Origin of the sequence: Vreelandella arcis (assembly GCF_900103865.1) — a bacterium.
Taxonomy (GTDB): Bacteria; Pseudomonadota; Gammaproteobacteria; order Pseudomonadales; family Halomonadaceae; genus Vreelandella; species Vreelandella arcis.
The window spans coordinates 52,706-75,509 of sequence record NZ_FNII01000015.1; the positions used below are offsets into that span (position 1 = coordinate 52,706).

The window sequence follows — 22,804 nt, forward strand, 5'->3', positions numbered from 1 at the left end:
GTGTGAAAAATGCTTCTCAACGCATTTTAGTGATGGGTGTGTCCGGTTCTGGGAAATCCCATATTGGAATGCAACTGGCCACCTCCCTGGGCGCGACCTTTATCGACGGCGATGATCACCATTCGCCTGCCAATGTGGCCAAAATGGCCAGTGGTACACCGCTTAACGACGATGATCGGCGTGAGTGGCTGGACACACTCGCAGGCCTATTCGCCGAGTATCGCCGTCTTGACCGCTCGGTGGTGATTGCCTGTTCGGGGCTGAAAAAGCGCTACCGTGAACGGCTACGCTCGGGTGACCCGGCGCTGCACATCCTCTATCTGGAAGGCAGTCGCGAACTGCTACAGCAGCGTCTGGAAACCCGGCCAGGGCACTTCTTCAAAGGCGATACGATGTTGGCCAGTCAACTGGCCGACCTGGAGCCACCTAGTGAAGAGGAGGCCTTTAATGCCTCAATTGCGTTATCGCCCCAGGAAATCGTTAATCGGTTTGTTACCACGCTGCAGGCACCCAGCCGCTCGCCCAGCTAAGCCAAGATAAGCATAGGGGCAACCCCTTTGGGGAAGCCCCAATGCTTATAAGTTGCATAAGGCAAACACTCTTTTGAAGAAAAAACGCCCCACGTTACAAGATATTGCGGATCGAGTTGGGGCCACCAAAATGACGGTGAGCCGATGCTTGCGCGACCCGGAAACGGTCTCAGAGGGCTTGCGCGAACAGATCTTTTCGGTGGCCGAACAGATTGGTTATATCCCCAACCGCGCGCCTGACTTGCTCTCTCGGGCGACCAGTCACTCGATAGGCGTGTTAGTGCCGTCGCTCACCAACCAAGTCTTTGCCGATGTTATCCTCGGTATTGAGGCGTTGACCGAGCCGGCAGGCTACCACCTGATGCTTTCACACTACGGCTATAGCCCAGAGCTTGAAGAGCGCAGTCTCGCGTCGCTGCTGTCTTACAATGTCGACGGCGTGATTCTCTCCGACCAGTATCACACCGCCCGCAGTCTACGGATGCTGGAAACTGCTGGTATCCCGATTGTCGAAATCATGGATACCCATTGCCCGCCTCTTCAGCAAGTGGTCGGGTACGATAATGTTAGCGCTGCTTTCGATATGGTTAGCGAGATGATCCGGCGTGGTCGACGGCAGGTTATTTATCTGGCGGTTCGGCTAGACGAGCGTACTCGGCAACGCGAGCAGGGCTATCGCGATGCCATGCAGGCTCATGGGCTGCCACCGGTGACGCTGTATAGCAGTCAGCGCTCATCTTATACCGTGGGGGCGGCGCTGTTGGAACAGATAATGTCCGATTATCCCACTGCCGATGGTATCTTCTGCACCAACGACGACGTCGCGGTAGGCGCCTATTTTGAATGCCAGCGGCGGGGCATCACAGTACCCGAGCAAATGGCGATTGCCGGGTTTCATGGCCACGATGTCGGCCAGGCAATGACCCCACGACTGGCCAGTGTGATTACACCTCGTCAAGCCATTGGTAAAGCCGCCGCTGAGGCGCTGCTTGCTCGCATCGACGGTCGGCCAATCGAGCGTAAGGTGATCGATCTGGGCTATGCCATAGAAACTGGCAAAACGCTGTAGGCCGTTAGCATCTGGCGTATTGCCGGGCAAATGGCTACAGTGTTTTTTTTGCTTCGAGGCACGGTTGTGAACATCACGGAACTCAACGTTTATCCGGTAAAGTCGCTACAAGGCATCACTTTAGAACAAACTCAGCTATATGAGCATGGGCTGGCTTGGGATCGCCGCTGGATGTTGGTCGATACCCACCAGCGCTTCGTTACCCAGCGCCAGATTCCCGGTTTGGCCACCATTGGCGTTGCACTTACCGATGATGCGTTAGTGCTTTCGCACCCAACGGTGGAGCCTCTTGCAGTATCGCTTGAAGAGCCTGAGGGTAATTTGCGGCTGGTCAGCGTCTGGGATGACCACTGCAAAGCCCTGCCTGAAAGCCCCGAGGTAACGCGGTGGCTGGAAGCGGCGCTCGGGCCATCGGCCAGAGGTCTCAGCTTGGTGCGCTTTGCGACTGATTTTCAGCGCAGCGTCGAGGACGATTTTTTAGCCGGGGGGACGGCGCATACTTACTTTGCCGATGGGTATCCCTTTTTGCTGACGACCACCGGGTCGCTTGCTGCGTTAAACGACGCATTGGCAGCGCGTGGTCATGATCATGTGCCAATGAGCCGATTTCGCCCCAACTTGGTGATTGAGTGTGAGACCCCGTGGGACGAAGATCGCTGGGCAACGTTGACCGAGTCAACGGGGGCCTTTCGGTTAGCTCTGCGTAAACCTTGTCAGCGTTGTAAAGTCACCACTATTGATCAGCAGACGGCGGCCATTCATGAACCGGCCCAGCCGCTTAAAACCCTGGTGGAGTTGAATACCCAGCCTGCTTTGAAAGGCGCACATTTCGGCCAGAATGCTACTCTGATCAAGGGTGACGGCGCGGTTATCCGGGTGGGGGCGGTGCTTGAGGTAAGCGATGACGGCGCTTGATACGCACTAAACGTGTGGCAATCGCCGTACCTAATAGGGTGATCAGCATGCCCGCGACAATTTGCATACTGAGGGTTTCGTCCAGCAGCAGGTAGCCCCAAAGCAGCGCGCTGACCGGAACCAAAAAGGTAACGGTGGAGGTGGCGGTAGCGCCTGCGCTGGCTATCAAGCCAAAGTACAACAAAAATGCCAATGTAGTGCTGAAGGCGGCTAGTGCCAGCGCGTTACCCCATGCCAGTGGGGATATGGGGTCGCTTGGCCACCATATAATTCCAGGAATCAGTAACACCAAAGCCGACATTGTACTACTACCCGCGGTTAACACCCGGCTGGGGAGGTGGCTGAGGCGGGTTTTGGAATAGTTACTGGCAATGCCGTAGCAGAAGGTTGCCCCGAGTACGGCGAGAATAAACCAGCCGTCGCCGCCTACCGCGAAGTCGAGCCGATCCGCCGATAGCACATAGACGCCCAATAGCGCCAGCGCCAGCCCTAGGTATTGCTGGCGGATGATAGGCGTGGCGAAGAACAGCGCCCCGAGCAGGGCCGTAAAAATCGGCGTGGTGGCATTGATCAGCGAAGTGAATCCCGCTTCTAGGCGGGTCGTTGCCAAGGCCAATAGCGAGAAGGGCAAGACGTGATTAATCACCCCGAGTATTAACAGCGGGCCTTTGTGCTGCCAGATTAAGCGTAAATAGTGCAGGCTGAGTAAGAACGGGATTAACAGTAGCGCACCTACCCCCATGCGAACCAAAATCAGCGGAATCGGACCAAATTCGGGCACGGCAACGCGCATAAAAATAAATGATAATCCCCATAATGAGGAAAGCAGCGTCAATCTCAGCGCATCTGCTGGCGACATGGCGAATCCTTGCACAGAAGTGGTGGCATAAAGCCGGTTAGCTTACGACCCTCTGAGCACTAATGGAACCGAGGCTGTCGGCAGGGCGGCAAAAATCAGCTACGCTGGTGAAGTGGTCGTAGACAAATAGCGGCCCCATCAACAACCTGACTTTTGACGTCGAAGGAGCTATTCATGGATCGTAAAGCAAGCGCACGTTGGGAAGGTGGACTGAAAGACGGGCATGGCAGCGTGGCCACAGAAAGCGGTGTGCTGGATGCGAACTACTCGTTTAAAAAACGCTTCGAGGACGAAAAAGGTACCAATCCAGAAGAGCTAATCGGCGCGGCCCACGCCAGTTGTTTCTCCATGGCGCTATCGATGGTGCTGGGAGAAAAAGACCTGACGGCAACGTCCATCGACACCACCGCCAAGGTAACGCTTTCCCAAAGCGACGCCGGGTTCGATATCTCGAAAATTCACCTGGACGTCGAGGCCGACATTGACGGCGCAGACGACGCGACCTTTAAGGAAGCCGCCGAGACGGCCAAGGCCAACTGCCCTGTTTCCAAAGTGCTCAACGCCGAGATCAGCATGAGCGCAACGCTCAAGCACTAAACAAGCGTTACACAACGACAGTGTTGCTATTGATTATTTTAAAGTCCGCCAGTTTGGCGGACTTTTTCATGAGCGTTCATGGCTAGCGGGCCGGGTCTAACACACCGCTTAACGAGGCATTACGCCGGAACCAGCCTGCGATGCTGGCGCGCGGCTCGCGGGTGGGCAGCACTTCGTGGGGGATGGTCTCCGACATAAAGCATGCAAAGGTACCGGCTTCGGGGGTCACGCGAGCCACTTCCTGGCTAGGATTGTCTGGATGGTAGAGCACCATCTCGCCGCCGCCATTGGCGGGCCAGTCGGGGTTTAAATAGCCTACGGTAGACACCACGCGGTTGGCCCGCCCACGAAAGCTATCCACGTGACGCTGATAAAACGCCCCGGGCGGGTAATGGGCAAAATGCGCTTCGTATTCAAACAGACCCAAAAACAGAGACTGGTTGAGCGCTTGCTGCAAGTCTTCCATGGCCATTAAATAGCGGCGCTGCGCTTCGCTTTCACGGTCGAGCCAATGGATGGCGTCGCCGCGGATGTCTTTACGCAGGTGATGCTGCTGGCCACGACCTATACCCGCTTCATCGAGCGCATTGTGGTTCGCCATTTGGATCAGTTCGCGGTGCAGGGCATGGCACAGGTCGAGTTCGAGAACGCCTGTGCCGACATACCAGCCTTGCTCAACCAGCGCATCGACCAGTGCCACCTGGGTGGCGGGTGACAGCACGGAAGGTGATAAACACATGCTTGGGGTCATTCGCTGGATCTCAAAGGCGTTGAACGAGGAGGCGTGCGGGTGGACGACGGTGAACTTTTGCGTGCCGGATAATGACGCAGCGCGCCCGGCGGGCGTTGGTAGAGGTCAATCGACATGCCAAAGCCTTCGGCCAGAAGCTCAACCAGCATCATCGCCGATAGTCCCCAGATAACATGGCCGTCTACCTGGTAGCTTGGCACATAGTGAGCGACGCCATCCACCGTGATGACATCGGTATGGGTTCGCCGATCGTCCAGAAAATGGCTTAACGGCACCTCAAATATAGCATCTAACTCGCCAGGATCAGCCACCAGGGGGAGGTCTGGTGGAATAATGCCAACCCAGGGGGTAACGCGGATCCCGTGCAGCGAGATGACATCGGATAACCGACCCAGGGTATTGACGTGCCCTGGGTGCAGCGCGATTTCTTCCTGGGCTTCGCGCAGCGCCGTGGCATAAAGGTCACGATCGCATGGCTCGCGCTTACCGCCGGGAAATGCCACTTGTCCACTATGCGTGCTGAGGTGTCGGGCTCGCCGGGTAAACAGCAACGTAGGGCTTGGGCGCTCGACAATCGGCAACAAAACGGCGGCCTCAGGCATCACAACGTGGTCTAGCCGTTGAGGGGAGAGGTATTGCAGCCGTTTGCGAAGTGTCTCTAACATGGAGTACCTATAAGCTTTGTTTCCTTTTACCCAGCAGCCGTAGAGAAATCGCGATGAACTTTTGCAGCCAGTGTGGCAACAACGTCCGTTTTGCCGTTCCTGAAGGCGATGACCGCCCGCGCTATCTGTGCGATGCCTGCGGCACTATCCATTATCAAAATCCGCGTATTGTGGCCGGAACCTTACCTGTCAGCGGCACCCAGGTGTTGCTTTGCAAGCGCGCAATCGCCCCACGTAAGGGATACTGGACCTTGCCGGCGGGCTACATGGAAAATGCCGAAACCACCGAGCAAGCGGCCACCCGTGAAACCCGCGAAGAGGCCTGCGCGGAGGTGGCGTTGGCCAATCTCTACACGTTGATCGATTTACCACATATCAACCAAGTCTATATGATTTTTCGGGCAGAACTCACCGGTGGCTTCAACGCCGGGCCGGAAAGTCTTGAGGTAGCACTGTTTGAGGAACACGAAATCCCTTGGGATGAGCTTGCGTTTCCCACGATTGAGCAAACGCTGCGCCACTTTTATGCCGACCGCGTGCGCCATGAATATCCGCTGCATATCAGCGCGATTAACCCGGAAGATCGCGAGCGCTATGCCGGCAGCGCCTGACAGGCGGCTACAAGTTGGCCAGTGCCCAGACATCGTAGGCGACTTCTTCATAGGGGTGCGCCAGTTTTAATGCGGCGATGGCGGCTTGAATGTAGTCGTCGTCGCACACCAGCTCAATTTTGAGCTCATCCACGAATGCCAACTCACCCATTTGGCCAATATGCGGGTCTGCTCCCTGAAGCGGGCGAAATTGGCCTGTGCCATGCGTCTGGAAGCAGCAGGCTTCGTAGTCGCCAATTCGCCCCGCACCGGTTTCAAACACGGCTTCTTTAACGCTTTCAGCCGCCTCGGTGGGAACAAAAAATGCTAGCTTATACATAGGTTAACGCCTCCTGATATCACCATGGTGTATTGTAGCGCTACCGTCATGTTAGCGAATAGGCGTCTTCTGGTCGTCTCGTTCGCTTTGTATGATGACGATTTAACCACCTGGGTAGCGAGCCAGTGAATGGATAAGTTCGAGGTAAAAATAGATCAAGCGGCCAGAGCCGCATGGATGTCCTACGTGGGTGGCATGACGCAAGATGAGATCGCCAGTCAGTTGGGTGTTTCTCGGCCGGGCGTTCAGCGGTTGTTAGCGTTGGCTCGCCAGGAGGGCTTGGTAAAGGTGCATATCGACCACCCCATCTCTACCTGCATGGCGTTGGGCAGTGCACTGCGCGAGCGTTTCGGGCTGGCCTACTGCGACGTTGTGCCCGCTGACAGTCACGCGCCCGACAGTGCTGCCTACTATTTGGCGGTGGCGGGCGCTGAACGTATTTCACGGCTCATAGAGCGTAGCGAGCCGCTGACGTTGTCGTTGGGAACAGGCCGCTCAGTGCGCGCCGCGGTAGAAGCGCTGAGCCGCATCGAGCGCCCTCAGCACCGCTTTGTTTCGCTGGTGGGTAACGTCGCCCGGGATGGTTCGGCTAACCGCTACGATGCGGTCATGCTGTTGGCGGATAAAACCGGTGGTGAGCGTTTCTTGCTGCCGGCCCCAGTGGTGGCCGAATCGCTCGATGAGAAACAAGCCATGCTTTCGCAGCGCTTGTTTAAGGCGATTGCCGATGTCGCCAGGGAGTCGGAAGCGGCTTTTATCGGGGTTGGGCGCATCGACCGCCAAGCCACGTTATTCCAGGATCACTTTATTAGCGAAAGCGAACTCGATGAATTGCTTGGCTTAGAGGCCGTGGGCGAGCTGTTGGGTTGGCCGCTCAATCGCCAAGGAGAGGTTATCGATTGTTCCATCACCCGGCGGGTCACTAGCTTACCCCTTGAGGGCTTTGGCAAACACCTGATGGTGGCCATGGCTGGCGGGCGTGAAAAAGCGCCGGCGATCCACGCTGCTCTGAAGGGTGGTTGGCTTAAGGGCTTGATTACCGATGAGATCGCTGCGCGACAGATTGTCGACGCTGATGAGCGAGGGGCATCGTGTTGAAAACACTGGGCGCTGCAACATGTCAGTCTGCTAATAGTTTAGCGTAAAGTCTAAGTGACAGGACTTTGCTTTTTTTGGACTTAAGTACGATCATTTGTTCGATGAGTAATCAAAATAGCAACTAAAGAGCTGTCTCTTTAAATCTATTAAGTCTCATTAGTTTTGCTATTGGGCTTACATAATAAATAAAGAGACTTTCGACGGCACAGACTTGCGAATATATTCGTGAATCTGTCAGCCAGATGGAGTAGTAATGATGAATAATAACAATGTATCCAGCACTGTAAAAAATATGCCTATACCTATATGGAGAATCTCAGCACTAGTCCTTTCCATTAGTATAACGACCAGTGCCATGGCGCAAGAAGATAACTTTCCTGATGATCCGATACGCATAGGTTTCGCTGCTCATAGCATAGATTTGGGCGCCATCTTTGGTCAGTTGCGTGAGGGATTTCGTAATCATCTGGATGAGGCTGGACTGGAATACGAGTTTTATCAGGCAGCGCCAGATACTCCCTCAAGTCACGCTCAAATGGTGCAAAATCTAGAAAACTTCGCTACTCAGGATCTTGACTACGTTTTAATGGGTCCGACCTCGCTAGATCTTAATGAGCCTGGTTTAAATTCCATAGCAGAATCAGGTGCAAAGCTTCTAATGACGGATTATGAACGTCCTGAAGGAGGAGTGCCATACGATGAGGCTGTACTGAACTGGGTTGTCTATAGCCATGATGAAATGGGCTATAAGACGGGTGACTGGTTGATGCACCACTTCCGAGGTCAAGGAAACTTCGAACCTAGAATCGTTATGCTCTGGGGGCCAGCGGATTCAGAAATTTCAGAAGCCCGCGGGGGTGGTGTCAAAAAAGCGTTTGATGAAGCCGAAGACATGACTGTAGATATCGTTTACGAGACTTATGCGGATTTTGATCGTGATCTTGCTTATACACAGACAGAGCGAGCGCTGGCAGCTTACGACTTCGATGCCATTGTTGCATTGAATAGTTATATGTCTGTATCTGCTAGTTCTGCATTGATGGCCAATGGACGTGAGCCCGGAGAAATTGTCGTTGCAGGTATGGGCGGGACAATCGCCGAATTGGAGGGTGTCGCCTTGGGTGAAATCGGCGTAGCACCCTTTCGCGATCCTCGTTCCATGGGCCGTGCATCTGCTGAAGCATTACTTCAGCACCTGACGGGTAACGAAGCAGACATTGATAAGACCGTATATGCCACTATTCCAGTAACTGAATCGGTTTACTCGATTTCCCAGCACGTGCCGGAAGCCATGTTCGATGTGAATGCTTTTCTTCATGAGCATTTCAATCGCTGAGTTTTCAGTCACCAGGCTCTTGAATTTTCTAGAGCCTGGTATCTGTTGACAGTTTTTCTTATGCCAATCTCTCATATTGACTGACGATAGAAGCCGTCATCGTCCGTAGAAGGTTATATCCATGAATCCAGACGTTGAACCTCTCCTTTCATTGAATGAGTTGAGCAAGGCCTATGGTGCCATTCAGGCCTCACGTGGGGTGACATTTGATATTTTTCCCAATGAAGTAGTGGCCATGGTGGGTGATAACGGTGCAGGTAAATCAACCATCGTTAAGATGCTTGCTGGCGTGGTTAAACCAGATAGTGGAACCATTAAGTGGCAGGGAAATGAGTTTTCTCCCGAGGGGCCGGATAGCGTACGTGAGGCGGGAATTGAGACAATGTTCCAGGACTTGGCTCTGGTAAATGACATTGACGCTCCTGGGAATCTCTTCATGGGGCAAGAGCTTGTTCGTCGCTTGTTCGGGTTTATCCCAGTGCTTGATAGAAAAAAAATGCGTTCTGAAACCGAGAAACTCCTGGATCAGATAAAAATTAAGTTGCAATCACTCGACAGGCCTGTGCGGTTGATGTCTGGGGGACAGCGACAGGCTATCGCTATCGCACGCATCTTGCTCTCACAGAAAGCAAGTTTGATCATACTGGATGAACCAACGGCAGCTCTTGGCATTCAAGAACAAGAGAAAGTGCTAAACGTGATTCGCTCGCTTCATTCTCAAGGCTTATCAGTACTGGTAATCAGCCACAATCTTGAGCATGTCTTTTCTGTTGCGGATCGCATTGTCGTGGTTCAGGCAGGCCGTATTGCGGCTTCGGTAGCGACCAAAGACGTTTCTCACCAGGATGTGGTCAAGCTTATTATGGGTGGAACTCTGGAAGGGAAAAAATGAATATGAGCGGCGAAAATAATATGAACGCCAAAATCAGGTCGGCTGGAGATGTTTTTGACAAAGTAAACCCTCTGATTATCGTTATTGCCATTCTTTATGTGGGCATTTCTTTGATCAGTGATCGGTTTCTGGATATCGAAAACCAGATGAATATACTTCGCCAAGTAGCAGTCTATTTGGTTATAGCTTTAGGCATGACCTTTGTTATTGCGAGCCGTGGTATAGATTTGTCGGTGGGGTCGAACCTAGGCCTGTGTGCAATGGTATTAGGGACGCTGATTGATAGTGGTATCCCCGTACCGTTTAGCATTTTCTTGGTCATTCTTCTAGGCGCTTTAATAGGTGCGTTCAATGGTTTAGTGATCACTCGGTTGAGAATCAACCCCCTGATTGTAACGCTCGGCATGTTGGTTGCTTTGCGAGGTGCAACTCATTTTCTTATGGGTAGCGCTATTATTCGTATGCCCGAGTCACTGAAGTTCATAGGTCAAGGTTTTGTCGGTGTCGTTCCTGTTCCGGCCATCATTGCGCTATCGGCGACCTTATGTGCTTATTGGTTATTCTTCCATACGCGGTTTGGCAGACATACCGTATCGATTGGTTCCAATGAAGATGCATGCCAGGTTCTTGGTATTCATGTTTCGCGCCATAAGGTCGCTGTTTATGCCTTTCAAGGCGCCTGCGTCGGGCTTGCAGCCGCGATTCTTGTGGGAAGGTTAAATGCTGCCTCCCCTAGTTTAGGAAATCTCTACGAACTACATATAATAGCCGCTGTTGTGCTGGGTGGTACGGCACTTTACGGTGGAGTGGGTACCGTTTTTGGTACTTTGCTAGGCATTCTCACAATCGGAATTCTTGAAAACGGCATGGTACTCATTGGTGCTGATTTTCATCTGCAACGCGTTTTGCTTGGCTTTTTGCTCATCTTCGCTGTTGCGTATCAGGAGTTTCGGCGACGCTCCATTGATACCAAAGCTTTTTCAAACCTGAAAAAAGAAAAATAAACGTTGCTGACAGCATTAGAGCTTGGAAGTTGAAGCGATCTGGTTAGGTTTTGAACGCTTTTCGACTGTGATGGCGTACTAGTAGTCAGTGAAATTATTGCCGAAGAAACGCTGGTCGGGTTGCTCAGCGGTTGGCTTCCCGATTGGCAGTAGAGACGCTATTGAGTTAGGCGTTGCATGACCACGACCATCATTCTGCGACATCTGGGCACTGCAACATGTTGGTGTGCTAATAGATTAGCGTAAAGTCTTAGCGTCGGGACTTTGCTTTTTTTTGGTTTCCGTACGATCATTTGTTCGATAGATGATCAATAAGATCAGGTCGGACGACAAACGTCAGGCGATAACAATGCCAACACAAGCCAACAGGAGTGCACTATGCGACTCGCCCGTCACTTACCGCTAACCAGTCTAGCGGCCGCCGTCGCCTTTGCTGGTCAGGCCCAAGCGGAAACCGAACTCACCGTCGCGACGGTCAACAACAACGATATGGTGATAATGCAAAGCCTCACCGATGTTTTCGAGGAGGCGCACCCCGAGATTACCCTGGATTGGGTGGTGCTGGAGGAAAACGTACTGCGTCAGCGTATGACGACCGATATCGCCACCGGTGGGGGGCAGTTCGATGTAATGACCATCGGTACCTATGAAGTGCCGATTTGGGCCGAAAGAGGCTGGTTGTCACCGTTGGATAACCTACCCGAAGACTACGCCGAGGACGACTTGCTAGCCTCGGTTCGCGATGGCTTAAGTCATAACGATACGCTCCACGCGCTGCCGTTTTATGCTGAAAGCTCGATGATGTACTACCGCAAAGATTTGTTTGAAGAAGCGGGCATTGAGATGACCGAGCAGCCTACCTGGGAAGAGGTGCGCGAGTGGGCGGGTAAACTGCACGGCATGGAGGACGACTTGGCCGGTATTTGCCTGCGTGGTAAACCGGGCTGGGGCGAAAACATGGCGTTTGTTTCCACCCTGGTGAACACCTTTGGCGGGCGCTGGTTTGATGAAGACTGGAACCCTGAGTTGAACTCCGACGCCTGGGTAAATGCCGTCCAGTTCTATGTTGACCTGCTCAACGATTACGGCCCTGCCGGCGCCAGCTCCAACGGCTTTAACGAAAACCTGGCGCTGTTCTCACGCGGTAATTGCGGCATGTGGGTCGACGCTACTTCGGCGGCGGGGAAGCTTTACGACGGTGATGAATCCGCTGTGGCCGACAGCCTGGGCTTTGCACCCGCACCTATCGCTGAAACCCCGAAAGGCTCCCACTGGTTATGGTCCTGGGCGCTAGCCATCCCGGCCTCGTCCGAAAACCAGGATGCCGCTCGTGAGTTTATTACTTGGGCGACCTCGCAAGAATACGTTGAGCTGGTCGGTGAAACCGAAGGCTGGACGAGCGTACCTCCCGGCACGCGTGCATCCACCTACGAAGACGAGCGGTATATCGAGGCGGCACCGTTTGCCGACTTCGTGCTGCAGGCCATTCAGGATGCCGACCCCACCGACTCGACGCTCGAACCCAACCCCTATGTAGGCGTGCAGTTCGTGGGCATTCCCGAGTTCCAGTCGATTGGTACCCGGGTCGGCCAAAGCATTGCGGCGGCGCTAACCGGTGATAGCACGGTGGAAGAGGCGCTGGACAACGCTCAGCGCGCCACTGAGCGCACCATGCAGCGGGCAGGTTACTTAGACTAACGAGGTTAACGCCTGAGCCCTCGCGCTCAGGCGTTTTTCTTGCGCATTCTGGTAGGTACTTCCATGAATAAAACACGTGCTTCCGGCCGTACCGTCGGCGGGCTAAGAACGCTGTCGCTTCAAGCACCCGCTGTGACGCTATTGCTGCTGTGGATGGTTGTGCCGTTGGGCATGACCATCTGGTTTTCGCTGCAGCGCTATAACCTGTTGATGCCGGAAATGACCGGCTTCGCCGGGTTCGAAAACTACCAATACCTATTAACCGACCGAGCGCTATGGGCGGCCATGGGCAATACCCTGCTGCTGGTCGGCTGGGTACTGGTGATTACCGTAGTGGGTGGCACGTTGCTGGCGGTGCTGTTTCAACAGGAGTTCGCCGGGCGGGGCATTGCCCGCGTATTGGCCATTTCGCCATTTTTTGTCATGCCCACTGTTAGTGCGCTGGTGTGGAAAAACATGATGATGCATCCAACCAATGGGGTGCTGGCCTGGCTGGCCGAGTCGTTTGGTCTACCCGCGTTGGATTGGTTTTCGTCGCTACCGCTGACCTCGATTGTGATTATTGTGGCTTGGCAGTGGACGCCCTTTGCGTTGCTAATCCTGCTGACGGCAATGCAATCGCTTGATGAAGACCAGGTCGAAGCGGCACGTATGGACGGCGCAGGCCCTGTTGCCATTTTCTTCTTTATTACGCTGCCCCATCTCAAGCGGGCCATCAGTGTGGTGGTCATGATTGAAATGATCTTCCTGCTGACTATCTTTGCGGAAATTTTCGTCACCACCTCCGGTGGGCCGGGGCTTGCCACGACGAACCTAGCCTATCTGATTTATATCCGTGCGCTGTTGGATTTCGATGTTGGCACTGCCTCCGCCGGTGGGGTGATCGCGATCATTCTCGCCAATATCGTCGCCATCTTCCTGGTCCGCATGGTCGCTAAGAATCTGGAAGAGTAACCGGCACGTAAGTGTCCTGGGAGTGTTGTTATGACAAGCTTACGTTCCACTAACGCGGCGTCGCCAAGGCGTTCGGCAACCAGCAAAAAAGTGCTGCTGACGGTCTTTGGCTGGTCGGTGGCCTTGGTGATTTTCTTCCCCATCCTGTGGATGGTTCTGACTGGCTTTAAAACCGAGACGGCGGCGATTGCCGACCCGTCGTTTATTTTTTCGCCTACCCTGGAAAGCTATCAAGCGGTTCAGGAACGTTCGGGCTATGTGCGGTTTGCTCTCAATAGCGTCGCAGTAGCCTTTGGCTCGACGCTGCTGGCATTGCTGATCGCGATTCCTTCGGCTTATTCGATGGCATTTTTGCCGACCAAACGGACCAAAGGCACCTTGCTGTGGATGTTATCTACCAAGATGCTGCCGCCGGTCGGCGTGCTGGTGCCGATTTATCTGATTTTCCGCGACGTGGGGCTGTTGGATACGCGCACCGGGCTGATCATCATCTACACGCTGATGAATCTGCCGATCGTGGTGTGGATGCTATACACCTTCTTCAAGGACATGCCCAAGGACATCCTCGAAGCCGGCCGAATGGACGGCGCCACGACGTTTCAGGAAGTGTTCTTTCTGCTCTTGCCGCTGACCCTGCCGGGGATTGCCTCGACGGGCTTGCTGTCGGTCATCCTGAGCTGGAACGAAGCGTTCTGGAGTCTCAACCTCACGTCGTCCAAAGCCGCGCCGCTCACCGCGTATATTGCCTCGTTCTCGAGCCCTGAAGGGCTGTTCTGGGCCAAGCTGTCGGCGGCCTCGACGATGGCCATTGCGCCCATCCTCATCTTTGGCTGGATGACCCAGAAACAAATGGTGCGTGGCCTGACCTTTGGTGCCGTCAAGTAAAGGAGTTTTTCCATGGCAACCCTACAACTTAAAAACATTACCAAGCGGTTTGGCGACACCGAGGTCATCAAGGGCATTGATCTTGACGTTGAAGACCGGGAATTCGTGGTCTTCGTCGGCCCTTCCGGGTGCGGCAAGTCGACCCTGATGCGCATGATCGCCGGGCTCGAAAGTGCCAGCGGCGGCGACATTCTGATCGACGGGCAGCGCATGAATGACGTGGGCCCCGCCGATCGGGGTCTTGCCATGGTGTTCCAGAGCTATGCGCTTTACCCGCACATGACGGTTGAGGGCAACATGGGCTTCAGCATGCGCCTGGCGGGCGTTCCCAAAGAGGAACGCCGGGCCAAGGTGCTCGAAGCGGCCAAGATTCTGCAGCTGGAACCGCTGCTGGACCGCAAGCCCAAGGCACTGTCCGGCGGCCAGCGTCAGCGTGTGGCCATTGGCCGCGCTATCGTACGTAATCCGAGCATCTTCCTGTTCGATGAGCCGCTTTCCAACCTGGATGCGGCGCTGCGCGTGCAGATGCGCATCGAGCTGGCGCGTCTGCACGACGAGCTCGATGCCACCATGATCTACGTCACCCACGACCAGATCGAAGCCATGACCATGGCGGATAAGATCGTCGTGCTCCACGATGGCGTGGTCGAGCAGGTGGGCTCGCCAATGGCGCTGTATCACCATCCCCAAAACCGTTTTGTCGCCGGGTTTATTGGCTCGCCGAAGATGAATTTTTTCGACGTGACGCTGGTTGGCGTTAAGCCTGACGGAGTGGCTATTCGAATGCCGGGTGGCGGCGAGCGCCATGTGCCGGTAGACGGTCAGCACCTGGGAGCCGACGCGACGCTGGAGCTGGGTATTCGGCCCGAGCACTTAGTACTTGAAGAGCAAGGACCGTTGGTCGGGAAAATACAGGTGCTGGAGCGTCTTGGCGGCCAAACCTCGCTCTACGTGCAGATGGCCGATCAGCTCGTCACCATCATGGCCGACGGCGATGTGGCCTACCGGGTTAACGACACAGTGCATTTTGGTTTTGCCCCTGAGCGGGCTCACCTGTTTGACGCTGACGGTCAGGTCCTGCCGAGTTTGCAGCAGCACCCGCTGGCGGGGCTCACGCGCGGGGACAATCGCTCCAACGGGGAAAATGCTTCTTCTGAGGCGTCCGCATGACGGCGCTTATCTTCGACTGTGACGGCGTACTGGTGGATAGCGAAGCGCTGGCTGAAGAGACCCTGGTCGAACATCTCAGCCACTGGCTGCCGGATATCAATATCGGTGAGTCACTGGGCCAGGCATTAGGCATGACTACCGCCAATATCCTGCGTCACGTCGAACAGCTAAGCACCTATCCGTTACCCTCGGATGCCGCCGAGCGGGTCGATACCGCCATCGAAGCCAGGCTGGCTCTCGAACTGACCACGATCGATGGTGCCGAGGCGGCTGTGCGGTCGATTGCGTTGCCCAAGGCCGTGGTTTCCAACAGCCGGCGCTGCCGGGTGCTGGCGTCGCTTTCGAGCACGGGGCTGGATGCGGCATTTGGCGACACGCCGATTTTTACCGCCGAACAAGTCGCCCAACCCAAGCCCGACCCGGCGCTGTATCAGTTGGCGGCCGCGACCTTGGGTGAAGCCCCCGGGGATTGCCTGGTCGTCGAGGACAGCGTGGCCGGCGTGACGGCGGCCACCGCGGCGGGTATGTGGGTGATTGGCTTTACTGGTGCTAGCCACGTGGATGACGGGCAAGCCGAGCGCCTTCGCCAAGCTGGCGCCTGGCGCATTTTGTCCCACATGCAAGGACTAAGTGAGCTGGTTGACGAGTGGCAAGGGGACATCAGCATGGGAGGAAAAAATGAAGCTAACCAATAAGGTGGCCGTGGTGACCGGTGGCGCCAAGGGGATCGGGCTGGCGATCGTCCAGCGCTATCTGGCCGAGGGGGCCAGCGTGGTGGTGGCCGATATCGACACGGCGGCGATTGACGAGGCGGTCAGCCAACTGCGTCAGGAGGTGGACGCCGAGCGGGTGCTGGGCGTTGAAGTTAACGTCTGCGATACGGCGTCGATCGACGCCATGGTGGCGCAGGTGCAAAAGCGCTTCGGCCACATCGATATCCTGGTCAATAACGCCGCCGTATTCGATATGGCCCCTGTGCTGGAGGTGACCGAGGCAAGCTTTGACCAGCAGTTTGCGGTCAATACCAAGGGGTTGTTTTTTACCCTGCAGGCGGTCGCCATGGCCATGGTGGCCCAGGGGCAGGGCGGCAGGATCATCAATATGGCCTCCCAGGCGGGGCGGCGTGGCGAAGCACTGGTAAGCGTTTACTGCGCCAGCAAAGCGGCCGTGATCAGCCTTACTCAGTCCTGCGGGCTGGATTTGATCAAGCACGGTATCAATGTCAATGGTATCGCCCCTGGCGTGGTGGATACGCCCATGTGGGAAACCGTGGATGCGCTGTTCGCCCGCTATGAACATCGCCCGCTGGGCGAGAAAAAACGTCTGGTGGGTGAGGCCGTACCGTTTGGCCGCATGGGCACGCCGGAAGACCATACCGGGGCGGCGGTATTTCTTGCCAGCCAGGACAGTGACTATGTGGTGGCCCAGACACTTAACGTGGATGGCGGCAATTGGATGAGTTGATCCGCCATGGCACCTGATCTTGACACTCTTAGCCGCCAGATTATCCAGGCGGCCAATGATATGCCTCGCTATATGGTGGCGCTGGCAGGCCCGCCGGGCGCCGGAAAATCTTATCGCAGCGAGCAGCTTTGCGCGGCGATTAATCGAAAGCGGCCGGGGCAGGCTGGGGTGGTGCCGATGGACGGTTACCACTTCGACAACGCCGTGCTCGGTGAGGCGCAGTTGCCGCTCAAGGGGGCGCCGCATACCTTCGACGTTGACGGCCTGCATGATGATCTGGAGCGCATCCGTCGCGCTGACCGGCCTGTCGCGGTGCCTGTTTTCGACCGTCCGCTGGATCTGGCACGCGCCGGTGGGCGGTTGATTACCCTCGAACAGCGCATCGTAATCATCGAGGGCAATTATCTATTACTCGACCGTCCGGTGTGGCGCGACCTACACGCGCTGTTTGACTGGACGCTGATGCTGGAAGTCGACGACGACGTGCTGGTCAAACGCCTGGTGGCCCGTTGGTTAGCCATGGGCCAAGACCGCGCAGGTGCGCTCGAGCGCACCCACCAAAAAGATATGCTCAATGCCCAACTGGTGAAAACAAGTAGCTTGCCACCCGACCAACGCTGGCGTTAGCCCGTAACGTCTAATCAACAACCTGGAGAGCAACCATGACCCAACTCAATAATCACAATGTGGGCACACTAGGCTCCCCCATTGCCACCCCCGATTATGACCGTAGCGCCGTCACGCCGGGCATTGTGCATATCGGGGTAGGTGGTTTTCACCGCGCGCATCAAGCGATGTATCTGGATGCCTTGATGAACCAGGGCGAAGCGCTGGACTGGGGCATTGTCGGCGTTGGTGTCATGCCGGGCGACAAACGCATGCAGCAGGCATTGGCCGCGCAGGATCATCTCTACACGTTGGTTATAAAGCACCCGGATGGTCAGTACGAGCCGCGGGTGATCGGCAGTATGCTGGATTACCTTTTTGCCCCGGAGGCGACAGAAGCGGTCATCGAGCAAATGGCCGACCCGCAGATACGTATTGTGTCGTTAACGGTGACCGAAGGTGGCTACAATTTTCATCCGGTGAGCGGCGAGTTCGACCTGGACAACCCACAAGTACGCGATGATCTGGCGAATCCCACACAGCCCTCAACGAGCTTCGGTTTAGTGGTAGAGGCACTGGTTCGCCGCCGGGCGCGTGGCATTGCGCCTTTCACGGTCATGTCCTGCGACAACATACAAGGCAACGGCGACGTAGCAAAACGCATGTTTAGCGCGTTTGCCCAGGCGCGGGATGCTGAGTTAGGTGCCTGGCTTGCCAGTGAGGTGGCATTTCCCAATGCCATGGTGGATCGCATTACCCCCGTGACCGCCGCGGCGGATATCGAGGAACTAGCGCATCGGTTTGAGATTGACGACGCCTGGCCGGTGGTATGTGAACCGTTCACGCAATGGGTGCTGGAAGACCACTTTCCGCTGGGGCGTCCGGCGCTGGAAAAAGTGGGCGTGCAGATGGTTGAGGATGTAGAACCTTACGAGCTGATGAAGCTCCGGCTGCTCAACGCCAGTCACCAAGCGCTGACTTATTTTGGTTATCTGGCAGGCTACCGTTACGCTCACGAGGTATGCCAGGATCCGCTGTTCGTTGATTTCTTGCTCGGCTACATGCGCGAGGAAGGCTCGCCCACGCTGGCCCCGGTGCCCGGCGTTGACCTTGAAGCCTATCGGCTGACGCTGATCGAGCGCTTTGCTAATCCGCAAATTAAGGACACCCTGGCGCGTTTATGTGCGGAAAGCTCTGACCGTATTCCTAAATGGCTGGTACCGGTGATTCGCCAGCAGTTGTCACAAAACGGCGAGATCCGTCGTAGTGCGGCGGTGGTTGCCAGTTGGGCACGCTATGCTGAAGGACACGACGAACAGGGCGAACCCATCGAGATCGTCGACCGTCTGAAAACGTCGCTGATGGAGATTGCGGCTAACAATCGCACTCAGCCAACGGCGTTTGTTGAAAACCGTGAGCTATTTGGCGATCTGGCCGAGCAGCCTCGCTTTTTGGACGCCTACCTGGCGGCGCTGACGTCGCTGCACGAACGCGGCGCACGCGCTACCCTTGAGGAAATAGTCTCGTCTAAAGGAATTCAGTGATGTATATCGGCGTTGATTGCGGAACGCAAAGCACCAAAGTCGTAGTGCTAGATGTTGAGCAAGGTCTTATACGTGGCGAGGCAAGCCGTCCCCACCACCTCGATGAAGGCGAAAATGGCCGTCGTGAACAAGCGCCCAGCGAGTGGCTGACCGCATTGAAAGGCGCCTTCTTCGAAGCCCTGGAGCGCGCGGGCGTCGATGCAGGGCAGGTGCGCGGTATTGGGGTCTCCGGCCAGCAGCACGGCATGGTGGCGTTGGACGCTGAGGGCGTGCCGGTGTATCCGGCAAAGTTATGGTGCGATACCGAAACCAGCGCCCACAACAGCGAATTGGTGGCGCGCCTTGGCGGCGAAGCAGGCTGCTTGGACAAGCTCGGTTTGGTGCTGCAAACCGGCTATACCGCCTCCAAGGTGGCATGGCTGCGCGACCACCATCCCGAGGCTTATCAGCGTATCGACAGCCTGCTGCTGCCTCACGATTATCTAAACTTTTGGTTGACCGGTCACCGCGTGACCGAGGCGGGTGATGCTTCAGGAACCGGTTATTTCGATACCCAACGTCGGCGCTGGCGGCTGGATGTGTTTGCCGAGATCGCGCCCGAATTGGATGCCCAACGCGTACTTCCTCGTTTGCTGGAGGCTCATGAGCCGGCGGGTGTTGTACAAAGTGCCGTGGCTGCCGAACTGGGGCTGGCCGACGATGTCGTGGTGTCCTCCGGCGGTGGGGATAATATGCTGGGTGCCATTGGCACGGGCAATATTACCCCGGGGTTGATTACGTTAAGCTTAGGCACATCGGGGACAGTCTGCGCCTATTCACCTGCGTCGGTGGTCTGTGATAACGCCATGGTCGCCAACTTTTGTTCAAGCACTGGTGGCTGGCTGCCGTTGATCTGCACCATGAATGTCACTTCGGCGACGACGCGGGTGCGTGAGCTGTTTGGCTTGGATCTGGAAGCGTTTGGCGATCGGGTGGCCAGTGCCCCCGTCGGTGCAGAAGGCATTACCGTACTGCCCTTTTTTAACGGGGAGCGAGTGCCGATGCTGCCGGAAGCCTCGGCGGATTTCCTCGGCTTAACCAGCCTTAACACCACTCAGGCCAACCTATGCCGTGCTGTGATGGAAGGCGCAACCTTTGGATTGCGCTACGGGTTGGAACTGCTGGGCGACTTAACCGCAGGGGCGAGCCAAATCCGCTTGATTGGCGGTGGCGCCAAGAGTGCCGTTTGGCGGCAGATGGTGGCGGACATTACCAATACCCAGGTCATCTGCCCTGTGATTACCGATGCGGCCGCGCTGGGCGCAGCGCTGCAGGCGGCTTGGTGCGACCAACGAGAAACCGGTGTGACCCTAGATGCGTTGTGTGAACGGTTGGTAACCTTAGATGCCCAATCTAAAGCGGATCCAGACCCAGCGCGCGTAGCGGCTTACCAAACGGCGTATTCGCGTTACTGTAGTGCGCTTGACCAGCGCCACGGCCACGCCGATTCATTGAATGCACGCGGTCAATAAGGAGATTTATATGGCTGACCAATTACAGCAGTTAAAACAACACTCACTGGTGGTGGCCGATACCGGTGACCTCGAGGCGATTCGTCGCTACCAGCCGCAAGATGCCACCACCAACCCGTCGCTATTGCTCAAGGCGTTCAGCCTGCCGGGCTATCAGGCGATGATCGACGAAGAACTGAGCCAGGTGAAAGCCGCCGGCGGGGCGCGCGAGCAGCAGGTGCCCTACGCCGTGGATCGGTTGGCGGTGGCGGTAGGCAGCGAAATCGCCGCCGTAGTGCCGGGGCGCGTATCCACCGAAGTGGCGGCCCGGCTGTCGTTTGATACCCAGGCGAGTATCGCCAAAGCCCACGAGCTGATCGAGCTTTATGAAGCCCGAGGCGTTAGCCGCGACCGCGTGCTGATCAAACTGGCCTCCACCTGGGAGGGCATTCGCGCCGCCGAGGTACTTGAGCGTGAGGGTATCCAGTGCAACCTAACGCTGCTGTTTAGCGATGCGCAGGCCCAGGCATGCTTTGATGCAGGCGTGTTCCTTATTTCGCCGTTTGTGGGCCGCGTCACCGATTGGTACAAAAACGCCACTGGCAAGGACTATACGCCAGAAGATGACCCGGGCGTTAAGTTTGTTCAGGGTGTTTGCGAACGTGCCAACCAGGGTGGCTACGAGACCGTCGTGATGGGCGCAAGTTTCCGCACCACCGGCCAGGTGCTGGCGTTGGCGGGATGCCCGCGGTTGACGATTTCACCGGCGTTGCTGGAAGAACTGGCGTCGGCGGACGGCGAGGTGACTCCTCAAATTGCCCCGTCTAGCGGCAACGGCAAGTCGTTCCCCGCTCTCAGCGAAGCGGATTTCCGCTGGGGCCACAACCAGGATGCGATGGCCAACGACAAGCTGGCGGAAGGGATTCGTCGCTTCCACGACGACCAGCTCGAGCTGGAAACGCTGATTGATCAGCGGTTGGGGTGAGTCGACGCAGGCCTGAACCGCAAGGCACAATGGATTGACATTCAGCGCTCAGGAGCAGATTGATGGAGTCAGCCTTAGCCGCGTTACTGGAATCGTCCGGTTTAACTCCCAAGGCTGCGTTGCAGCCGTTGAGTGGCGGCGATATCGCCTCCGTTTATCAGCTTGATACCGATCAGGGTAGGGTCGTGGTCAAGCACGATGAGGCGGATCGATTGCGCGGTGAAGCCGAAGCCCTGCGTGCTTTGAAAGGCGCATGCGCAAAACTGGTGGTTCCGGAAGTACTGGGGCTAGCTGAGGGCTGGCTGATCATGGAGGCCCTGGACACGTCCGGCCGGCGAGATAACAGGGCGCTGGGCGAAGGCTTGAAAGAACTCCACGCAAGCGTCGGTGAGCAACATGGCTGGCATTGGGACAATGCCTGCGGTAGCACGCCCCAGCCGAATGCGCCGCTGAATGATGGGCGCGCCTTTCAGCGCGAGCGGCGGCTATTGCCGCTTGGCGAGGCCTGCTACCAGAGTGGCCTGCTCGACAAGTCGCTTTTCGAGCGCATTGTGCGTCAGGCCCACGCGCTGGAAGACTGGCTGCCCGACCGGCCGGCGAGCCTGGTGCACGGCGACCTGTGGTCCGGCAATGTACTGCATACTCCCCGTGGTCCGGCCATCATCGACCCGGCGATTTACCGGCACTACCCGGAAGTCGATATCGCCATGCTGACCCTCTTCGGCTCGCTGGATGACGCCTTTTACCAGGCCTACTGGAACGGCGACGCCCCGACCGATTGGCCGAGGCGTGAGGCGTTATTCCAGCTGTATCCGCTGCTCAACCACGTTCTCCTGTTCGGCGCGAGCTTTCGCAGCGGGGTAGAGCGCAGCCTCGCTACGCTTGAGGCTTACCAGGACTTGTAGGGCAGGAATTTGCCATTGAGGGTCAGCAGCACGCGGTCGCCTTTGGGATCCTCGACCTTATCGACCTCCATCGTGAAATCGATGGCGCTCATGATGCCGTCGCCAAACTGCTCCTGTACCACGTCCTTGAGCGTTTCCCCATACACGCCAACGACTTCGTAAAGGCGATAAATGAAAGGGTCTTGTGGGATGGCTTCATCCCACACCTTCGTTGGGAACGCCACCAGTGCATCGGCTATATCGCTATCAACATCCAGCGTATCGCAGATCTTGTGGGCGATATCGGCGCTGGCACTGTTCATGCCGTAGCAAGCTGAGGCCACCCATACGGGCGACATCCCCACGGCGCTGGCAATGTCGTCCCAGCTCATTTTCTTGCGCGCTTTGGCGGCAAGCAAGGTGTGGCGCATTTCAAGTTTATCCATGATGGTGCTCCTTTTAAGGTAGGGCGAGTGCA

25 protein-coding genes are annotated in these 22,804 nt (G+C 56.3%); 20 read left to right on the forward strand and 5 right to left on the reverse strand.

What is annotated here, in order from left to right; all coding sequences use genetic code 11:
- Positions 1–2: 2 nt before the first annotated feature.
- The 3 genes from BLR97_RS16010 to BLR97_RS16020 all read left to right on the forward strand — a co-directional run bounded on the left by BLR97_RS16010 (position 3) and on the right by BLR97_RS16020 (position 2,514).
- The gene (locus tag BLR97_RS16010; protein WP_170833045.1) at positions 3–530 is read left to right on the forward strand and encodes a gluconokinase; all 528 of its coding nucleotides are present in this window, start codon (positions 3–5) and stop codon (positions 528–530) included.
- A 73-nt stretch (positions 531–603) separates the two neighbouring features.
- Positions 604–1,599 carry a gluconate operon transcriptional repressor GntR gene (gene gntR / locus BLR97_RS16015; RefSeq protein ID WP_089707531.1) on the forward strand — a complete coding sequence of 332 codons (996 nt, stop codon included), beginning with the start codon at positions 604–606 and terminating at the stop codon, positions 1,597–1,599.
- 66 nt (positions 1,600–1,665) lie between these two features.
- Positions 1,666–2,514: an MOSC domain-containing protein gene (locus BLR97_RS16020; protein WP_089707568.1), complete on the forward strand. Its 849-nt coding sequence runs from the start codon at positions 1,666–1,668 to the stop codon at positions 2,512–2,514.
- Here the strand turns inward: BLR97_RS16020 and BLR97_RS16025 are convergent.
- On the reverse strand, positions 2,468–3,373 hold the full coding sequence (locus BLR97_RS16025; RefSeq protein WP_089707532.1) for a DMT family transporter: 906 nt from the start codon (positions 3,371–3,373) through the stop codon (positions 2,468–2,470). The two genes, BLR97_RS16020 and BLR97_RS16025, sit on opposite strands and share 47 nt — an antisense overlap.
- A gap of 174 nt (positions 3,374–3,547) precedes the next feature.
- Between BLR97_RS16025 and BLR97_RS16030 the strand changes: the two genes are divergently transcribed.
- Positions 3,548–3,970 (forward strand): OsmC family protein, encoded by a 423-nt coding sequence (locus BLR97_RS16030; protein ID WP_089707533.1) that lies wholly within the window; start codon positions 3,548–3,550, stop codon positions 3,968–3,970.
- 82 nt (positions 3,971–4,052) lie between these two features.
- Here the strand turns inward: BLR97_RS16030 and BLR97_RS16035 are convergent, their stop codons facing one another.
- Entirely contained in the window at positions 4,053–4,721 is a 669-nt protein-coding gene (locus BLR97_RS16035; protein ID WP_089707534.1) for a 2OG-Fe(II) oxygenase, read from the reverse strand.
- Complete coding sequence (locus tag BLR97_RS16040; protein WP_089707535.1) at positions 4,718–5,386, reverse strand: CoA pyrophosphatase; 669 nt, start codon at positions 5,384–5,386, stop codon at positions 4,718–4,720. The genes BLR97_RS16035 and BLR97_RS16040 overlap by 4 nt, the downstream gene beginning before the upstream one ends.
- 53 nt (positions 5,387–5,439) lie before the next feature.
- Here BLR97_RS16040 and BLR97_RS16045 point away from each other — a divergent pair, with 53 nt between their 5' ends.
- On the forward strand, positions 5,440–5,997 hold the full coding sequence (locus BLR97_RS16045; protein ID WP_089707536.1) for an NUDIX hydrolase: 558 nt from the start codon (positions 5,440–5,442) through the stop codon (positions 5,995–5,997).
- 7 nt (positions 5,998–6,004) lie between these two features.
- Here the strand turns inward: BLR97_RS16045 and BLR97_RS16050 are convergent, their stop codons facing one another.
- On the reverse strand, positions 6,005–6,316 hold the full coding sequence (locus tag BLR97_RS16050; RefSeq protein WP_089707537.1) for a YqfO family protein: 312 nt from the start codon (positions 6,314–6,316) through the stop codon (positions 6,005–6,007).
- A gap of 129 nt (positions 6,317–6,445) precedes the next feature.
- Here BLR97_RS16050 and BLR97_RS16055 point away from each other — a divergent pair, with 129 nt between their 5' ends.
- The 15 genes from BLR97_RS16055 to BLR97_RS16125 all read left to right on the forward strand — a co-directional run bounded on the left by BLR97_RS16055 (position 6,446) and on the right by BLR97_RS16125 (position 22,347).
- Complete coding sequence (locus BLR97_RS16055) at positions 6,446–7,414, forward strand: sugar-binding transcriptional regulator (RefSeq protein WP_089707538.1); 969 nt, start codon at positions 6,446–6,448, stop codon at positions 7,412–7,414.
- Between the two features lie 253 nt (positions 7,415–7,667).
- On the forward strand, positions 7,668–8,750 hold the full coding sequence (locus BLR97_RS16060; protein WP_089707539.1) for a sugar ABC transporter substrate-binding protein: 1,083 nt from the start codon (positions 7,668–7,670) through the stop codon (positions 8,748–8,750).
- Positions 8,751–8,871: 121 nt separating this feature from the next.
- Entirely contained in the window at positions 8,872–9,642 is a 771-nt protein-coding gene (locus BLR97_RS16065; RefSeq protein WP_089707540.1) for an ATP-binding cassette domain-containing protein, read from the forward strand.
- A 2-nt stretch (positions 9,643–9,644) separates the two neighbouring features.
- Entirely contained in the window at positions 9,645–10,646 is a 1,002-nt protein-coding gene (locus BLR97_RS16070; RefSeq protein WP_170833046.1) for an ABC transporter permease, read from the forward strand.
- Positions 10,647–11,024: 378 nt separating this feature from the next.
- Positions 11,025–12,344: an ABC transporter substrate-binding protein gene (locus tag BLR97_RS16075; RefSeq protein ID WP_089707542.1), complete on the forward strand. Its 1,320-nt coding sequence runs from the start codon at positions 11,025–11,027 to the stop codon at positions 12,342–12,344.
- A gap of 63 nt (positions 12,345–12,407) precedes the next feature.
- Positions 12,408–13,298 carry a carbohydrate ABC transporter permease gene (locus BLR97_RS16080; RefSeq protein ID WP_089707543.1) on the forward strand — a complete coding sequence of 297 codons (891 nt, stop codon included), beginning with the start codon at positions 12,408–12,410 and terminating at the stop codon, positions 13,296–13,298.
- A 30-nt stretch (positions 13,299–13,328) separates the two neighbouring features.
- The gene (locus BLR97_RS16085) at positions 13,329–14,183 is read left to right on the forward strand and encodes a carbohydrate ABC transporter permease (RefSeq protein ID WP_089707544.1); all 855 of its coding nucleotides are present in this window, start codon (positions 13,329–13,331) and stop codon (positions 14,181–14,183) included.
- A gap of 12 nt (positions 14,184–14,195) precedes the next feature.
- Positions 14,196–15,353: an ABC transporter ATP-binding protein gene (locus tag BLR97_RS16090; RefSeq protein WP_089707545.1), complete on the forward strand. Its 1,158-nt coding sequence runs from the start codon at positions 14,196–14,198 to the stop codon at positions 15,351–15,353.
- On the forward strand, positions 15,350–16,048 hold the full coding sequence (locus BLR97_RS16095) for an HAD family hydrolase (protein WP_089707546.1): 699 nt from the start codon (positions 15,350–15,352) through the stop codon (positions 16,046–16,048). Before BLR97_RS16090 ends, BLR97_RS16095 begins: the two co-directional genes overlap by 4 nt.
- Positions 16,032–16,817 (forward strand): L-iditol 2-dehydrogenase, encoded by a 786-nt coding sequence (locus BLR97_RS16100; protein WP_089707547.1) that lies wholly within the window; start codon positions 16,032–16,034, stop codon positions 16,815–16,817. Before BLR97_RS16095 ends, BLR97_RS16100 begins: the two co-directional genes overlap by 17 nt.
- A gap of 6 nt (positions 16,818–16,823) precedes the next feature.
- Complete coding sequence (locus BLR97_RS16105) at positions 16,824–17,444, forward strand: nucleoside/nucleotide kinase family protein (RefSeq protein WP_089707548.1); 621 nt, start codon at positions 16,824–16,826, stop codon at positions 17,442–17,444.
- Between the two features lie 35 nt (positions 17,445–17,479).
- Positions 17,480–18,967 (forward strand): mannitol dehydrogenase family protein, encoded by a 1,488-nt coding sequence (locus BLR97_RS16110; RefSeq protein WP_089707549.1) that lies wholly within the window; start codon positions 17,480–17,482, stop codon positions 18,965–18,967.
- Complete coding sequence (gene xylB / locus BLR97_RS16115) at positions 18,967–20,478, forward strand: xylulokinase (protein ID WP_089707550.1); 1,512 nt, start codon at positions 18,967–18,969, stop codon at positions 20,476–20,478. The genes BLR97_RS16110 and xylB overlap by 1 nt, the downstream gene beginning before the upstream one ends.
- Before the next feature lie 10 nt (positions 20,479–20,488).
- Positions 20,489–21,442: a transaldolase gene (tal, locus tag BLR97_RS16120; RefSeq protein WP_089707551.1), complete on the forward strand. Its 954-nt coding sequence runs from the start codon at positions 20,489–20,491 to the stop codon at positions 21,440–21,442.
- 62 nt (positions 21,443–21,504) lie between these two features.
- Positions 21,505–22,347, forward strand: coding sequence for a fructosamine kinase family protein (locus BLR97_RS16125; protein WP_089707552.1), 843 nt, complete (start codon positions 21,505–21,507; stop codon positions 22,345–22,347).
- Here BLR97_RS16125 and cynS read toward each other — a convergent pair.
- The gene (gene cynS / locus BLR97_RS16130) at positions 22,332–22,772 is read right to left on the reverse strand and encodes a cyanase (protein WP_089707553.1); all 441 of its coding nucleotides are present in this window, start codon (positions 22,770–22,772) and stop codon (positions 22,332–22,334) included. The two genes, BLR97_RS16125 and cynS, sit on opposite strands and share 16 nt — an antisense overlap.
- Between the last annotated feature and the right edge of the window lie 32 nt (positions 22,773–22,804).

Bases quoted from the DNA above. Each gene is read 5' to 3' on its own strand.
- BLR97_RS16090 (WP_089707545.1), top strand. From the start codon at position 14,196: ATGGCAACCCTACAACTTAAAAACATTACCAAGCGGTTTGGCGACACC.
- BLR97_RS16085 (WP_089707544.1), top strand. From the start codon at position 13,329: ATGACAAGCTTACGTTCCACTAACGCGGCGTCGCCAAGGCGTTCGGCA.
- BLR97_RS16025 (WP_089707532.1), bottom strand. From the start codon at position 3,373: ATGTCGCCAGCAGATGCGCTGAGATTGACGCTGCTTTCCTCATTATGG.
- BLR97_RS16070 (WP_170833046.1), top strand. From the start codon at position 9,645: ATGAGCGGCGAAAATAATATGAACGCCAAAATCAGGTCGGCTGGAGAT.
- BLR97_RS16075 (WP_089707542.1), top strand. From the start codon at position 11,025: ATGCGACTCGCCCGTCACTTACCGCTAACCAGTCTAGCGGCCGCCGTC.
- BLR97_RS16030 (WP_089707533.1), top strand. From the start codon at position 3,548: ATGGATCGTAAAGCAAGCGCACGTTGGGAAGGTGGACTGAAAGACGGG.
- BLR97_RS16110 (WP_089707549.1), top strand. From the start codon at position 17,480: ATGACCCAACTCAATAATCACAATGTGGGCACACTAGGCTCCCCCATT.
- BLR97_RS16105 (WP_089707548.1), top strand. From the start codon at position 16,824: ATGGCACCTGATCTTGACACTCTTAGCCGCCAGATTATCCAGGCGGCC.
- BLR97_RS16050 (WP_089707537.1), bottom strand. From the start codon at position 6,316: ATGTATAAGCTAGCATTTTTTGTTCCCACCGAGGCGGCTGAAAGCGTT.
- BLR97_RS16095 (WP_089707546.1), top strand. From the start codon at position 15,350: ATGACGGCGCTTATCTTCGACTGTGACGGCGTACTGGTGGATAGCGAA.
- BLR97_RS16125 (WP_089707552.1), top strand. From the start codon at position 21,505: ATGGAGTCAGCCTTAGCCGCGTTACTGGAATCGTCCGGTTTAACTCCC.
- cynS (WP_089707553.1), bottom strand. From the start codon at position 22,772: ATGGATAAACTTGAAATGCGCCACACCTTGCTTGCCGCCAAAGCGCGC.
- BLR97_RS16080 (WP_089707543.1), top strand. From the start codon at position 12,408: ATGAATAAAACACGTGCTTCCGGCCGTACCGTCGGCGGGCTAAGAACG.
- tal (WP_089707551.1), top strand. From the start codon at position 20,489: ATGGCTGACCAATTACAGCAGTTAAAACAACACTCACTGGTGGTGGCC.
- xylB (WP_089707550.1), top strand. From the start codon at position 18,967: ATGTATATCGGCGTTGATTGCGGAACGCAAAGCACCAAAGTCGTAGTG.
- BLR97_RS16045 (WP_089707536.1), top strand. From the start codon at position 5,440: ATGAACTTTTGCAGCCAGTGTGGCAACAACGTCCGTTTTGCCGTTCCT.
- BLR97_RS16060 (WP_089707539.1), top strand. From the start codon at position 7,668: ATGATGAATAATAACAATGTATCCAGCACTGTAAAAAATATGCCTATA.
- BLR97_RS16040 (WP_089707535.1), bottom strand. From the start codon at position 5,386: ATGTTAGAGACACTTCGCAAACGGCTGCAATACCTCTCCCCTCAACGG.
- BLR97_RS16100 (WP_089707547.1), top strand. From the start codon at position 16,032: ATGAAGCTAACCAATAAGGTGGCCGTGGTGACCGGTGGCGCCAAGGGG.
- BLR97_RS16035 (WP_089707534.1), bottom strand. From the start codon at position 4,721: ATGACCCCAAGCATGTGTTTATCACCTTCCGTGCTGTCACCCGCCACC.
- BLR97_RS16055 (WP_089707538.1), top strand. From the start codon at position 6,446: ATGGATAAGTTCGAGGTAAAAATAGATCAAGCGGCCAGAGCCGCATGG.
- BLR97_RS16065 (WP_089707540.1), top strand. From the start codon at position 8,872: ATGAATCCAGACGTTGAACCTCTCCTTTCATTGAATGAGTTGAGCAAG.